General features: G+C 66.0%; 10 protein-coding genes. 9 read left to right on the top strand and 1 reads right to left on the bottom strand.

All coding sequences use genetic code 11. The features are described from left to right. The first annotated feature begins 41 nt into the window (after positions 1 to 41). The 6 genes from GOC52_RS13165 (at position 42) to GOC52_RS13140 (ending at position 9099) form a co-directional block, all read left to right on the top strand. Positions 42 to 527 carry a GNAT family N-acetyltransferase gene (locus GOC52_RS13165; protein ID WP_010480482.1) on the top strand — a complete coding sequence of 162 codons (486 nt, stop codon included), beginning with the start codon at positions 42 to 44 and terminating at the stop codon, positions 525 to 527. A 17-nt stretch (positions 528 to 544) separates the two neighbouring features. Then, positions 545 to 1480 (top strand): EF-P lysine aminoacylase EpmA, encoded by a 936-nt coding sequence (epmA, locus tag GOC52_RS13160; protein ID WP_049482649.1) that lies wholly within the window; start codon positions 545 to 547, stop codon positions 1478 to 1480. Positions 1481 to 1622: 142 nt separating this feature from the next. Beyond that, positions 1623 to 2351 (top strand): DUF3011 domain-containing protein, encoded by a 729-nt coding sequence (locus GOC52_RS13155; RefSeq protein ID WP_010480486.1) that lies wholly within the window; start codon positions 1623 to 1625, stop codon positions 2349 to 2351. A 47-nt stretch (positions 2352 to 2398) separates the two neighbouring features. Further along, a complete protein-coding gene (mtnA, locus tag GOC52_RS13150) occupies positions 2399 to 3463 on the top strand; it encodes an S-methyl-5-thioribose-1-phosphate isomerase (protein WP_043398496.1) in 1065 nt (354 codons plus the stop codon). 261 nt (positions 3464 to 3724) lie between these two features. Then, positions 3725 to 6439, top strand: a complete 2715-nt coding sequence (gene gyrA, locus GOC52_RS13145) for a DNA gyrase subunit A (protein WP_191849620.1) — start codon at positions 3725 to 3727, stop codon at positions 6437 to 6439. A 131-nt stretch (positions 6440 to 6570) separates the two neighbouring features. Continuing rightward, positions 6571 to 9099 carry a membrane-bound PQQ-dependent dehydrogenase, glucose/quinate/shikimate family gene (locus GOC52_RS13140; protein ID WP_191849618.1) on the top strand — a complete coding sequence of 843 codons (2529 nt, stop codon included), beginning with the start codon at positions 6571 to 6573 and terminating at the stop codon, positions 9097 to 9099. Positions 9100 to 9142: 43 nt separating this feature from the next. Here the strand turns inward: GOC52_RS13140 and GOC52_RS13135 are convergent, their stop codons facing one another. After that, positions 9143 to 10132: a zinc-dependent alcohol dehydrogenase family protein gene (locus tag GOC52_RS13135; RefSeq protein WP_143994118.1), complete on the bottom strand. Its 990-nt coding sequence runs from the start codon at positions 10130 to 10132 to the stop codon at positions 9143 to 9145. A 118-nt stretch (positions 10133 to 10250) separates the two neighbouring features. Between GOC52_RS13135 and GOC52_RS13130 the strand changes: the two genes are divergently transcribed. The 3 genes from GOC52_RS13130 to GOC52_RS13120 all read left to right on the top strand — a co-directional run bounded on the left by GOC52_RS13130 (position 10251) and on the right by GOC52_RS13120 (position 13203). After that, on the top strand, positions 10251 to 11156 hold the full coding sequence (locus GOC52_RS13130; protein WP_057503330.1) for a LysR family transcriptional regulator: 906 nt from the start codon (positions 10251 to 10253) through the stop codon (positions 11154 to 11156). A gap of 51 nt (positions 11157 to 11207) precedes the next feature. Next, positions 11208 to 11708 carry a DUF4952 domain-containing protein gene (locus GOC52_RS13125; protein ID WP_049455460.1) on the top strand — a complete coding sequence of 167 codons (501 nt, stop codon included), beginning with the start codon at positions 11208 to 11210 and terminating at the stop codon, positions 11706 to 11708. A gap of 64 nt (positions 11709 to 11772) precedes the next feature. Then, complete coding sequence (locus GOC52_RS13120) at positions 11773 to 13203, top strand: serine hydrolase domain-containing protein (RefSeq protein WP_191849616.1); 1431 nt, start codon at positions 11773 to 11775, stop codon at positions 13201 to 13203. Positions 13204 to 13477 lie beyond the last annotated feature (274 nt).

Genomic DNA, 13477 nt, shown 5'->3' with positions numbered 1-13477 from the left:
CGGGTGCCCCTGCGCCCGGCATGAAACACAAAGGAACACCGATGCAGACCGCCCCGCTGGATTTCCGCCTGGCTACCCGAGCTGACGAAGAGCTGCTGATCGCGTTGATGCGCGAGTTCTACGCCGAAGACAGGATCGACTTCGATGACGCGCGCGTGCGTCGCGGTGTGGATGCGCTGCTGGCTGACCCGCGCAATGGCGAAGTACTGCTGTGGCTGGACGAGGCGGGCGAGGTGGTCGGCTACGCAGTGATCGCGATGGGCTTCAGCCTGGAGCAGGGCGGCCACTTCATGCTGCTGGACGAGCTGTACCTGAGCCATCGCGCGCGCGGTCGTGGCCGCGGCAAGCAGGCGCTGGCCATCTGCGAACAGCGCGCACGGGGTCGTGGCGTCAGTCGCCTGCGCCTGGAAGTGAACCACCACAACGAACTGGCCCGGCGCCTGTACCTGGCCAGCGGCTACATCGATGACACCCGCGATCTGCTGACTCTGCCGCTGGACCACCCGCGCCCGGAAGGCATCCTGTGAGCGAGGCCCTGCTGCGCATGCTGCAGCAGCGCGCCGCGCTCAATGCGCTGGTGCGCCGCTTCTTCGCCGAGCGCGACGTGCTGGAGGTGGAGACGCCGATCCTGTCGGTGGCCGGCAACACCGAGCCGAATATCGACAGCTTCCATACCGATTTCACCGGCCATGTCGATGCCGGCGGACGCCGCCGCTGGCTGCGCACCTCGCCGGAGTATCCGCTCAAGCGCCTGCTGGCGGCGGGCGTGGGTGACTGTTACGAACTGGGCCGGGTGTTCCGCAATGGCGAGGCGGGCGGCCGCCACAATCCGGAGTTCACCATGCTGGAGTGGTACCGGGTCGGTTGGGACCACCATCGCCTGGTGCAGGAAACCGCCGAGCTGGTTGGCCAGGCGCTGGCTCTGGTCGGGCGCAGTGCGACGCTGCGTGTGCTCAGCTACCGCGAGCTGTTCCAGCAGCATGTGGGCGTGGATCCGTTCGATGCTGATGAGGCCGCGCTGCGTGCCGCGCTGGGCGAGGTGCACATCGACCCGGTCGGGCTGACCCGCGATGACTGGCTGGACCTGTTGATGACCCATCGCATCCAGCCGCACTTCGATGACACAGTGATGACCGTGGTCCATGACTGGCCCGCCAGCCAGGCCGCACTGGCACGCATCCGTGCAGGCACGCCGCCGCTGGCGGAGCGTTTCGAGCTGTACCTGGGGGCAGTGGAACTGGCCAACGGCTATCACGAACTGAACGACGCCCACGAGCAGCGTGCGCGTTTCCAGCGCGACCTGCAGCGCCGCCATGAGCGCGGCCAGGTGCAGCCGGCACTGGACGAAGCATTGCTGGCCGCATTGCCCTCGATGCCTGCCTGCGCCGGCGTGGCGGTGGGTGTTGATCGGTTGCTGATGGCGATGAACCGCACGCCGCGTATCGCCGATGTGCTGGCCTACGACTTCGCCCACGCGTGAGCGCGGTGCGCACGTTCCTGAACATCGAAGACTGAACGGAATTCCGCGTTTCTGCGCTTGCTTCGGTAAGCGGGATGATGCTCTTATCACGGCAGATGCCGGACACTGGCACGCAGTTCATCCATTCCTGCTGGGGAAGGCTTTGGTCAAGTGGTTTGCGGTTGTCGCTGCACCGGTGTACTCCATCGCGCTCTGGGGTGCCTGGCTGCCGTCATCGGCGTCGGCCCAGCAGGCGGGCTATGACGGCGAAGTGGTGACCTGCGAATCGCGCGACATGGGCTGGGTGCATTGCGATATCGACGTCAGCAATGGCATCGACCTTGTGCGCCAGCTGTCCAGCAACAGCTGCATCCGTGGCAGCGAGTGGGGCACCGACCGCAGTGGCGTGTGGGTCACCCTGGGCTGCCGGGCCGAGTTCCGTGCGCGTCGAGCGCAAGGTGCAGCGCCTGCGGCAACGGAAGGCAAGCGCCTGGTCCGCCGTGTGGTGCGCTGCGAATCCAATGGCCGCCCGCAGAGTTGCCCGGTGCGCCTGGACGGGGCGCCGGTGCGCCTGCTGCGCCAGCTCTCGGTGCTGCCGTGCCGCGAAGGGCAGGGCTGGGGCTACAAGCGCAATGAAGTCTGGACCAGCCGTGGTTGCCAGGGAGATTTCGAAGTGGCGGACGAGGACGGCCGTTTTGTCGACGTGCCGCGCCGCCTGACCTGCGAGTCGAAGTCGAAGAAGCGGCGCTTCTGTGGCGCGAGTATTTCGGTTGGCGCCGTCGTCACCGAACAGTTGTCCAGCACCCCGTGCGAGGAAGGCAACACCTGGGGCTGGAACCGCAACGGGATCTGGGTGGACGGCGGCTGCCGCGCCGAATTCTCGGTGAATTGAGCCGGGGCAGGCTCCAACCGCGCGGGGCGTGGCCCTACAATGGGGCCATGAACACTGCCTCCGACATCGACTACGCCCGTTACGACCATATCCGCCCGATCCTCTGGACCGGCGATGCCCTGCAACTGCTGGACCAGCGCAAGCTGCCGTTCGTGGTCGAGCACGTGGTCTGCCATGACAGTGACGAGGTTGCCGCCGCCATCCACGCGCTGACCGTGCGTGGCGCGCCGGCCATCGGCATTGCCGCGGCCTGGGGCGTGGTGCTGGCCGCACGTGACGTGCAGGCCGCTGATGGCGCGCATGCGCTGCAGCAGCTGGAGCCGGCGCTGCAGCGCCTGAACGCGTCGCGCCCGACCGCCGTCAACCTGGCCTGGGCGCTGGCGCGCATGCGCCGTTGCCTGAATGCCGCCGGTGCCGACTGGAAGGCTCTGCTGGAAGCGGAGGCGCAGGCCATCGCCGAGGAAGACCTGGCGGCCAACCGCCACATGGGCGCGCTGGGCGCGGGCCTGATCGAGGCCGGTAGCGGCGTGCTGACCCATTGCAACACCGGCTCGCTGGCCACCGCCGGCTTCGGTACCGCGTTGGGCGTGATCCGTGCCGGCATGGCCCAGCACCGCATTGCCCGCGTGTTCGCCGGCGAGACCCGGCCGTGGCTGCAGGGCGCGCGCCTGACGGTGTGGGAGCTGCAGCAGGATGGCATCGACGCCACCCTGATTGCCGATTCGGCCGCCTCGCACCTGATGAAGACCGGTGCGGTGCAGTGGGTGATCGTGGGTGCGGACCGCATCTGCGCCAATGGTGATACCGCCAACAAGATCGGCACCTATCAGCTGGCCATCGCTGCCCGCCATCACGGGGTCAAGTTCATGGTGGTGGCGCCGTCCTCGACCGTGGACATGGAAACCGTGGACGGCAGCCAGATCGAGATCGAGCAGCGCGACCCGGGCGAGCTGTATGGCGTGGGCGGGACCCGCACCGTGGCCGAAGGCATTGCCGCCTGGAACCCGGTGTTCGACGTGACCCCGGGTGAACTTATCGACGCCATCGTGACCGAGCGCGGGGTGATCCTGAACCCGACCGCCGACAACATGCGCGCCGCCTTCGGCGGCTGAGGCGGGCAGGGTCGCGGATGTCTGTAGAGCCGAGCCCACGCTCGGCTCAGCCAGCGAATCCGCCGCAGCCGAGCATGGGCTCGGCGCTACAGGGGCGGTATGGGGCCCTAAGTTCCTGATTTGTGCCGGTAAAATCCCCGTAAAGGGAGGCGGAAAACGGCCTGTTGTGGTAGTATCCACAGGTTGAATCGAGGTTCCGGCACGACCCCCTCCCGCAGAGGGCTGCGCCGGACTGGACCGCTACCAGACAACGGAACCCGAATGGCAGAAACCGCCAAGGAAATCATCCAGGTCAACCTGGAAGACGAGATGCGCAAGAGCTACCTCGATTACGCCATGAGCGTGATCGTGGGCCGCGCGCTCCCGGATGCGCGCGACGGCCTCAAGCCGGTGCATCGCCGCGTGCTGTTCGCGATGAATGAACTGAACGCGCACAGCAACAAGCCCTACTTCAAGTCGGCGCGTATCGTCGGTGACGTCATCGGTAAGTACCACCCGCATGGCGATCAGTCGGTGTACGACACGCTGGTGCGCCTGGCACAGCCGTTCTCGCTGCGCTACATGCTGGTCGATGGCCAGGGTAACTTCGGCTCCATCGACGGCGACTCCGCCGCAGCGATGCGATACACCGAAGCGCGCATGTCGCGCCTCGCGCATGAGCTGATGGCCGACATCGACAAGGAAACCGTCGATTTCCAGCCCAACTACGACGAAAAGGAACTGGAGCCGACGGTCATGCCGACCCGGTTCCCGAACCTGCTGGTCAATGGTTCGGCCGGTATCGCGGTGGGCATGGCGACCAACATCCCGCCGCACAATCTGAGCGAATCGATCAACGCCTGCATCGCGCTGATCGACAACCCGGAAATCGACGTCGACGGCCTGATGGAATACATCCCGGGCCCGGATTTCCCGACCGCCGGCATCATCAATGGCACCGCCGGCATCGTCGCCGGCTACCGCACCGGCCGTGGCCGCGTGCGCATCCGTGCCAAGGCCGATATCGAAGTGGCCGACAACGGCCGCGAATCGATCATCGTCACCGAGATTCCTTACCAGGTGAACAAGGCGCGTCTGATCGAGAAGATCGCCGAGCTGGTCAAGGAAAAGAAGATCGAAGGCATCAGCGAGCTGCGCGATGAGTCCGACAAGGACGGCATGCGCATCTACATCGAGATCAAGCGCGGTGAATCTGCCGAGGTTGTGCTGAACAACCTGTACCAGCAGACGCAGATGGAATCGGTGTTCGGCATCAACATGGTGGCGCTGGTCGATGGCCGCCCGCAGTTGATGAACCTCAAGCAGATGCTGGAGGCGTTCGTCCGCCACCGTCGCGAAGTGGTCACCCGCCGCACCGTGTTCGAGCTGCGCAAGGCGCGTGCCCGTGCCCACGTGCTGGAAGGCCTGACCGTCGCGCTGGCCAACATCGACGAGATGATCGAACTGATCAAGACCTCGCCGAACCCGAACGAAGCACGCGAGCGCATGCTGGCGCGCGTGTGGGAGCCGGGCCTGGTCGGTGCGATGCTGGGCGCCGCCGGTGCCGAAGCCTCGCGTCCGGAAGACCTGCCCAAGGGCGTGGGCCTGATCGAGGGCGGCTACCAGCTGACCGAGATCCAGGCCACCCAGATCCTGGAAATGCGCCTGCACCGCCTGACCGGGCTGGAGCAGGACCGCCTGACCGACGAGTACAAGCAGCTGCTGGAAGTGATCGCCGGGCTGATCCACATCCTGGAAGACCCCGACCGCCTGCTGCAGGTGATCCGCGAAGAGCTGGTCAGCGTCAAGGCCGAGTTCGGCGACGAGCGTCGTACCGAGATCCGCCACAGCGAAGAAGACCTGGACATCCTCGACCTGATCGCGCCGGAAGACGTGGTGGTCACCGTGTCGCACGCCGGTTACGTGAAGCGCCAGCCGGTGAGCGTGTACCGCGCGCAGCGCCGTGGCGGCCGTGGCCGCAGTGCGGCGGCGACCAAGGAAGAGGATTTCATCGAACAGCTGTGGCTGGTCAACACGCATGACACGCTGCTGACCTTCACCAGTTCGGGCAAGGTGTTCTGGCTGCCGGTCTACCAGCTGCCCGAAGCCGGTTCCAACGCTCGTGGCCGTCCGATCATCAACTGGATTCCGCTGGAACCGGGCGAACGCGTGCAGGCCGTGCTGCCGGTGCGCGAGTACGCCGATGGCCAGTTCGTGTTTTTCGCCACGAAGAACGGTACGGTCAAGAAGACCCCGCTGGGCGAGTTCGCCTTCCGTCTGGCCCGCGGCAAGATCGCGATCAACCTCGACGAGGGCGACGCGCTGGTTGGCGTCGGCCTGACCGACGGCGAGCGCGACATCCTGCTGTTCGCCTCCAACGGCAAGACCGTGCGCTTCGGCGAGGACAAGGTCCGCTCGATGGGCCGTACCGCGACCGGCGTGCGTGGCATCAAGATGCCGGCCGGCGAGGAAGTGGTCAGCCTGATCGTGGCCGAAAGTGCCGGTGGCATCGAGGACGAGAACGAGGACGACAACGGTGTCGAAGAAGCCGCCGCCAATGGCGATGCGGTGATCGACGGCGCTGACGACACCAGCGTGCAGTACATCCTCACCGCCACCGAGAACGGCTATGGCAAGCGCACCCCGCTGCCGGACTACCCGCGCAAGGGCCGTGGTACGCAGGGCGTGATCGGCATCCAGACCACCGAGCGCAACGGCAAGCTGGTCGCCGCGGTGCTGATGGGCTCCAGCGACGAAGTCCTGCTGATCTCCGATGGCGGCACCCTGGTGCGTACGCGTGGCTCGGAAATCAGCCGCGTTGGCCGCAACACCCAGGGCGTCACCCTGATCCGCCTGTCCAAGGACGAGAAGCTGCAGGCGGTGGAGCGCATGGATGCCTCGATCGACGAGGACGAGGATGAGGTGGCGGCTGCCGCCCCGGCCACAACCGACGGCGCCCCGGCTGCAGCCAGCAGCGAGGACGCCGCGCAGGAGTGATCCTGCCGCGAGCCTGAGGTACCCGACGACGCCGGCCCTGGGCCGGCGTCGTCGTATCCGGATGCCGCACATACGCGCGCGCTTCACGTCGGCGGTGGGATAACGGCGCATGCTGCCCCCGGAGATCGACGATGTCCGCCACGCCGCAGTCCGCTCCTGCCTCCGTCCGCGCCTCCCGGCATCCCCTTGTCACCGTGCTGTCGCTGCTGCTGGTCGTGCTCGGCCTGGTCATCGGCGGGCTCGGTGCGTGGCTGCTCAGCTTGGGAGGCTCGGCGTACTACGCCATCGCCGGCCTCGGCCTGCTGGCCAGTGGCCTCCTGTTGTTCGGCAACCGCCGCAGCGGCGCGCTGCTGTATGCGCTGGTGTTCATCGGAACGCTGCTGTGGACCTGGTGGGAATCGGGCAGCGATTACTGGCGCTGGGTACCGCGGCTCGGGCTGGTGACGGTGCTCGGCATCGTGCTGGCGCTGCTGGCGCCGACGCTGCGCGAGCCGGTTTCAAAACGCCTGTCGCGCAGCGTGGCGGGCGTGCTGATGCTGGTGTTCGTGGCCGCCTTCGGCCTGGCCTTTGCGCCGCATGGTGAAGTGGACGGGCACCTGCCGTTCCCGGAAGGCGCGGTCAGCGCCGGACTGGAACCTACGCGCGATACCACGGGCCTGCAGCCTGCTGACCAGCCCGCCGAGGGCGACTGGCCGGCGTGGGGCCGCAGCAATGCGGCCACCCGCTATTCGCCGTTGCAGCAGATCACCCCGGCCAATGTGGCCACGCTGCAGCCGGCCTGGCAGTTCCGTACCGGCGATATGCCGAAGAGGCGCTGGGGCGCGGAAACCACGCCGCTGAAGATTGGCGATCGCCTGTACCTGTGCACCGCGCGCAACCGCCTGATCGCACTCGACGCCGCCAGCGGCAAGGAGCTGTGGCGGTTCGATCCAAAGGTGAAGGATGCTTCGATTCCCTATACCGCTGCCTGCCGTGGTGTGAGCTATTACGAGCAGCCCAGCACGCCGACCATTGCTGACGCGGCATTGGCCGATGTCGCCGCTGATCTGGCGCTGCCGGAACCGCCTCCCAGCGTCACCCGCAGCGCCGCACCGGGCAGTCGTCCGGCGTGCTGGGCGCGCATCATTGAAGGCACGCTGGACGGTCGCATCATCGCGGTGGACGCGGACAGCGGCCGTCCCTGCGCGAATTTCGGCAACAACGGCCAGGTCGACATCACCCTGGGCATGGGCGAGGTGCCACCGGGTTACGTGTCGATCAACTCGCCGCCGGCCATCGTGCGCGGCGTGATCGTGACCGGTCATCAGGTCCTGGACGGACAGCGCCGAGATGCGCCCTCGGGCGTGATCCAGGCCTACGATGCCATCACCGGCAAGCTGCGCTGGGCATGGGACATGGACCAGCCCGAGCGCAGCGGCCTGCCGCCGCGCGAGCAGACCTATACGCGCGGCACGCCCAACATGTGGACCACCGCCACCGGTGATGAAGCACTGGGCCTGGTCTACCTGCCGCTGGGCAATTCCGCGGGCGACTACTGGAGTGGCTCGCGCACGGAGAACCAGAACCGCTATGCGACCTCGCTGGTGGCGATCGACGTGGCCACCGGCAAGCCGGTCTGGCATTTCCAGGCGGTGCGCAAGGATGTGTGGGACTACGACCTGGGTTCGCAGGCCAGCCTGATCGACTACCCGACGGCGGCGGGCAAGGTGCCGGCGATCCTGCTGCCGACCAAGCAGGGCGACCTCTATATCCTCGATCGCCGCAACGGCCAGCTGCTGACCGCCGCCGAAGAGCGCAAGGTGCCGGTGGGCGGCGTCGAACCCGAACAGCGTTCGCCCACGCAGCTGTTTTCGCTGTACCACACGCTGCGCCGCGAACATGACCTGACCGAGCGCGACATGTGGGGCATCACCCCGATCGACCAGCTGGTCTGCCGCATCCAGTTCCGCAAGGCGTACTACGAGGGTTTCTATACGCCGCCGAGCAGCGAGCGCCATTCCATCGAGTACCCCGGCTACAACGGCGGCTCGGACTGGGGCAGCGTGTCCATCGATACACGCCGCGGCGTGATCGTGGCCAACTACAACGACATGCCCAACTACAACCGGCTGGTGCCACGCGCCGAGGCCGACCGGCTGGGCTGGCTGCCGCGCGAGAAGATCCGGTTCGACAAGGGCGGTGCAGAAGGCGCGGGCGACCCGCAGGTGGGCACGCCGTACGGCATCCAGGTCAACGCTGGCTGGCGGCTGCCGTTCACCGGCCTGCTGTGCAAGCAGCCGCCCTATGGCGGTATCCGTGCCATCGACCTGCGTACCGGCAAGCTGCTGTGGGACCGTCCATTCGGCAGTGCGCGCGGCAACGGACCGTTCGGCATCCGCTCCGGCCTGCCGATCGAGATCGGCACGCCGAACAATGGCGGTTCGGTAGTCACCGCCAGCGGCCTGATCTTCATCGCCGCTGCCACCGATGACCTGCTGCGTGCCATCGACCTGAAGACCGGCAAGGAACTGTGGCATGCCAAGCTGCCCGCGGGCGGCCAGGCCAACCCGATGGTGTACGAGCAGGGCGGGCGCCAGTACGTAGTGATCATGGCCGGTGGCCACCATTTCATGGAAACCCCAAACGGCGATTATGTGATGGCGTTTGCGTTGCCCAGGTAACCGCAATGGGGGCGATGATCCACCCCCATTGCATGACGCTGGATCACACCGTCACCACCACCTTGCCGATCTGCTCGTTCGATTCCAGGTAACGGTGTGCCTCCTGGATCTGCGCAAACGGGAACACCTTGGCAATCTTTGGCGCCAGCGTGCCCTTGTCCAGGCCATCGACGATGAACGCCTTGGCGCGGGCCAGTGCGGCATCGTCAGAAACGATTTCCGAGTACAGATAGCCCTTCAGCGTCAGCGACTTGCCCAGCACGTTGAACAGCGGGAACGGCGTGGGTTCGCTGCTCAGCGCGCCGTACTCCAGCAGGATGCCGGCACGGGCCATCGCTTCGGTGAGCGGCACGAACTGCGGGCCACCGATCGGATCGAACACCACACGGGCACCGGCACCGCCGGTGATGCGCGCCACTTCGGTCACCAGATCCTGCTCCTGGGTGGCGATGACGTGGGCGGCACCGGCATCGAGCAGGGCTTGGCGCTTGCCCGGGCCACGGGTGACCGCGATCGGCGTGGCGCCTACTGCATTGGCGATCTGGATGGCGGCCAGGCCGACGCTGCTGCTGGCGGCGGTAATGATGACGAAATCCCCGGCGGCCAGATGAGCCTGTTCCAGCAGCGCGCCCCAGGCGGTGACGTACTGCATCCACACCGCGGCCGCCGTTTCAAAGTCCAACGCCTGTGGGTGCTTGACCACCAGTCGTGCCGGCACGTTGGCCAGCTCGCCATAGGTGCCCCAGCGCGCGATGTCCAGTGGCGGTATCACGCTGACCGCATCGCCAGCAGTGAAGCCGCTCACCGCACTGCCGACCGCTTCGATCACGCCAGCGGCCTCATAGCCCAGCCGGCTGGGGAACTGCGCTTCCTGCAGATAGGCGCCGTTGCGGAACATCACCTCGGCGCGGTTCAGGCCGATTGCCTTCACCCGGATCTGGACTTCGTCAGGGGCGGGGGCGTGAACGTCGATATCGTCGATGCGCAGCACATCGGCACTGCCATATTCGTGGATGCGGACAATCTGGCTCATGGGGGCTCCGAGGAAGGGCCGACGAGGGCGCCGGCGAAAGGGTCACGGCTACTGTGCGCGTAGTCTGCATCCAGAATAAGGGGTAATCTGGTTTTTCATTGAAGAACAATTGTTTGCAATGGACCTGATCGCTCCCCTGCGGACCTTCGCCAAGGTGGCCGAGGTCGGCTCCTTCGCCGCCGCTGCCGAGGCACTGGACCTGTCGCCGCAGCTGGTCGGCAAGCATATCCAGGCGCTGGAGCAGCACCTGGGCATGCGCCTGCTCAACCGCACCACGCGCAAGCAGAGCCTGACCGACTTCGGCCAGGCCTACCTTGCGCGGGCGCGGGTGATCCTGGAGGAAGTGGAGGGCGCCGAGCAATTGGCGGAAGTGGCGCGTGGACGGCCGATGGGGCGCCTGCGCATCAGCGCGCCGGTCACCTTCGGCGTGCACGCACTGGGCCCGGCGGTGGTGGCTTACATGCAGCAGTACCCGGATGTGCAGGTCGATCTGAATCTGTCCAACAGCTTGGTGGACATCGTCGAGGACGGCTACGACCTGGTGTTCCGTACCGGTGACCTGGCCGACAGCGGGCTGGTGGCGCGACGGCTGGGGCCGTATCCGCTCGTCCTATGTGCCTCGCCGGACTACCTGGCTTCGCGCCCGGCCATCACCCATCCCAATGACCTGAGCCGCCACGAGTGCCTGGGCTTCGCGCATTCGATCATCCGCACACGCTGGAGTTTCCGCGATGCCGATGGCAGCGTGCTGACCGTGCCGGTGTCCAGTCGCTTCATGGTCAACCAGGCCGAGCCGCTGCTGACAGCGGCCGTGGGTGGGCTGGGATTGATCCTGCAGCCCTACGAAATGCTTGCCGCTGCGCTGGCGCGTGGTGAACTGGTGGAAGTGCTGCCGGACCACGTGCCGGTATCGACGTGGATCAACCTGGTGTATCCGCGCGACCGCCAGCTGACGCCCAAGCTGCGCAGCTTCCTGGACTTCTGCGTGGCGCGTTTCACAGAGCAGACGATGGCAAGGCGATAGCGTGGCATCGATCAGCATTCCTGTGCTCCCATGCGAAGGACTCGCCCCGTGATGTCTCTCCCGTTGCCGCAGCATGCCGCCCGCGTCCTGCTGCTGGCGTCATTTTCCAGCGCCAGCGTGCTTGCGCAGCAGACGCCTGCGCAGGCGTTGGCCGAGTGGGAGGTGCAAGGGCGCGCGGATGGCCTGGCGCGACCTGATACTGAATGCCAGGATTTCCTGCAGGCAATGGGCCGGAAGCCTCCGGAACTGCAGTATGTAAGCTGCAGCCAGGATGACGTGTCCTACATCAAGCCGATGGAGGCCCACTATCGTGTTTCAGGCGCGCAAGCGGCGCAGGTCGAAGCCTATCTGCACACGGCATTCGGCCTGCCTGCATTGCGCTACGTCTGTTGTGGCTGGAGCAACGGCGCACCCTACTACTGGCGCGAAGGTCCGGATGCGGTGAGGTATCAGATCGGCATGGGGGTGGAATCGCTGCCGTACGAACGGGGCCAATGGCATAGCATCGAGGCATTCAACGTCACCGTCGAGGTGGTGCGGCAGCGTCCCTAGCGTGGATGCGGCGGGCCGATCCATCGTCTAGGATGCGCCCAGGGATACCCGCAAAGGAATTGCCATGAGGGCTGTTGGACGCCTGTTTCTCTGCAATGCGCTGGCCTGTTTGGTCCTGGTGACCGCCTCGGCATTTCCGGCAGTTGGCGCAGCATCTTCCGAGCGCGAACATCCACGCGCGCGGGATGCCATCGATGACTGGCTTGCCGCCTTCAATGCGGGCAGCCTCGAGGGGTTGCAGGCATTCGCCGACAGATATGCCAAGCAGGAGGGCAGCACGCCCAAGGACTATCTCGAGTTCCGCGAGAGCACGGGCCCGCTGAGCGTTCTGGAAACACTCGAGCGCGCGCCCGACCAGGCGAAGCTGCTGGTGATGGGCCAGCTGAGCGAACGTGCGATGTGGGTGACGGCGGTCATGGACCCGGCCAACCCGTCGCACGTGAAGCAGTTCCAGATCGAGGGCACTGAAACGCCGGACAAATACAAGCCGGCACGGGTTGCATTGCCTGCGCTGATGGCTGATGCCGCGGCAAGGCTGGAGGCGCTGCGGGCGCAGGACGCGCTGTCGGGTGCATTGCAGGTGGCGCAGAATGGCAAGGTGCTGCTGGACTGGCGCGGTGGCGATGCCGATCGCACCGCTGGCATTCCAGTGGACGTGGATACACAGTTCCGCCTTGCGTCCTCCAACAAGATGTTCACCGCAGTGGCCGTCCTGCAGCTGGTGCAGGACGGCAAGCTCAGTCTCGATGACACGATCGGCAGTTGCCTGCCGGACTATCCGAACAAGACCGTTGCCAACAGCGTAACCGTTCGCCAGCTGCTGTCACACACCAGTGGCCTGGGCGACTTCTTCGGCGACGATTTCGAACAGTATTCCGCGTCGTTGAAGACGCTGGATGACTACGTGCGGCGCTTTGCCAAGGATGCGCCGCAATTCACGCCAGGCAGCCAGGACAGCTACTCGAACTATGGCTTCATCGTGCTTGGGCGGATCATCGAGGTCGTCTCCGGGCAGTCGTACTACGCCTATGTGGAGCAACACATCCTGCGCCCGGCGGGCATGATGGGCACCGGCTTCGAACCGGAAACAGTGAACGTCCCGCAGCGTGCCGTCGCCTACACGAAGAAGGACGGGCAATGGGTCCGTGAAACGAAGTCGCTGCCCTGGCGCGGCATGTCAGCCGGTGGTGGCTACAGCGCGGTGGGCGACATGGTGAAGTTCGCCGAGGCATTGCGCAGTGGAAAGCTGGTCTCACCTGCATTGCTGCAGCAGGCCACCACGGCGCAGAACCACAAGGGCTGGTATGGATTCGGCTTCGTGGTGCAGGGCAAGGGCAGGGAGCACCAGTACGGCCACGAAGGCGGTGCGCCCGGATCGAACAGTGCCATCGTGGTGATGCCCGCACAGGGCTATGTGATCGTTGGCCTGGCCAATGTCGATCCGGATGCGATCAGCAACGTGGTCAACTACATCGCGCGAAGAGTGCCGTTGTAGCCCCGAGCGACTGTGCTGCAGCGATGTTGACGCTGGGGCAGTTGGCGGACCAGAATCGGGCCATGAGCCGATTCCTTCCCGTGGTGTGTCTGGTCGCCAGCATGGTGCTCCTGCTGCGCGGGGTGCACGTGATACTCAGGGGTGTCCCGGCGATGGCCAGCGAAGGTACCAGTGCTGCGTATGCACAAGGCTACCTGCATGGACAGGCAGCAGCCGGGTGGGTGTTGATTTCCGCTGCGGTAGCCTGTGCACTCATTGCCTGGTACCGGGCGCG

Source organism: Stenotrophomonas sp. SXG-1, from assembly GCF_014083965.1.
GTDB classification, from domain to species: Bacteria; Pseudomonadota; Gammaproteobacteria; order Xanthomonadales; family Xanthomonadaceae; genus Stenotrophomonas; species Stenotrophomonas geniculata.
The sequence above is the reverse complement of the archived record's forward strand: the minus strand, read 5'-3'. Positions and strand labels throughout refer to the sequence as shown.

What these genes read in the sequence shown, in the direction of transcription:
- GOC52_RS13165 (WP_010480482.1), top strand. Translation starts at nt 42, where the DNA reads ATGCAGACCGCCCCGCTGGATTTCCGCCTGGCTACCCGAGCTGACGAA.
- epmA (WP_049482649.1), top strand. Translation starts at nt 545, where the DNA reads ATGCTGCAGCAGCGCGCCGCGCTCAATGCGCTGGTGCGCCGCTTCTTC.
- mtnA (WP_043398496.1), top strand. Translation starts at nt 2,399, where the DNA reads ATGAACACTGCCTCCGACATCGACTACGCCCGTTACGACCATATCCGC.
- gyrA (WP_191849620.1), top strand. Translation starts at nt 3,725, where the DNA reads ATGGCAGAAACCGCCAAGGAAATCATCCAGGTCAACCTGGAAGACGAG.
- GOC52_RS13140 (WP_191849618.1), top strand. Translation starts at nt 6,571, where the DNA reads ATGTCCGCCACGCCGCAGTCCGCTCCTGCCTCCGTCCGCGCCTCCCGG.
- GOC52_RS13135 (WP_143994118.1), bottom strand. Translation starts at nt 10,132, where the DNA reads ATGAGCCAGATTGTCCGCATCCACGAATATGGCAGTGCCGATGTGCTG.
- GOC52_RS13130 (WP_057503330.1), top strand. Translation starts at nt 10,251, where the DNA reads ATGGACCTGATCGCTCCCCTGCGGACCTTCGCCAAGGTGGCCGAGGTC.
- GOC52_RS13125 (WP_049455460.1), top strand. Translation starts at nt 11,208, where the DNA reads ATGTCTCTCCCGTTGCCGCAGCATGCCGCCCGCGTCCTGCTGCTGGCG.
- GOC52_RS13120 (WP_191849616.1), top strand. Translation starts at nt 11,773, where the DNA reads ATGAGGGCTGTTGGACGCCTGTTTCTCTGCAATGCGCTGGCCTGTTTG.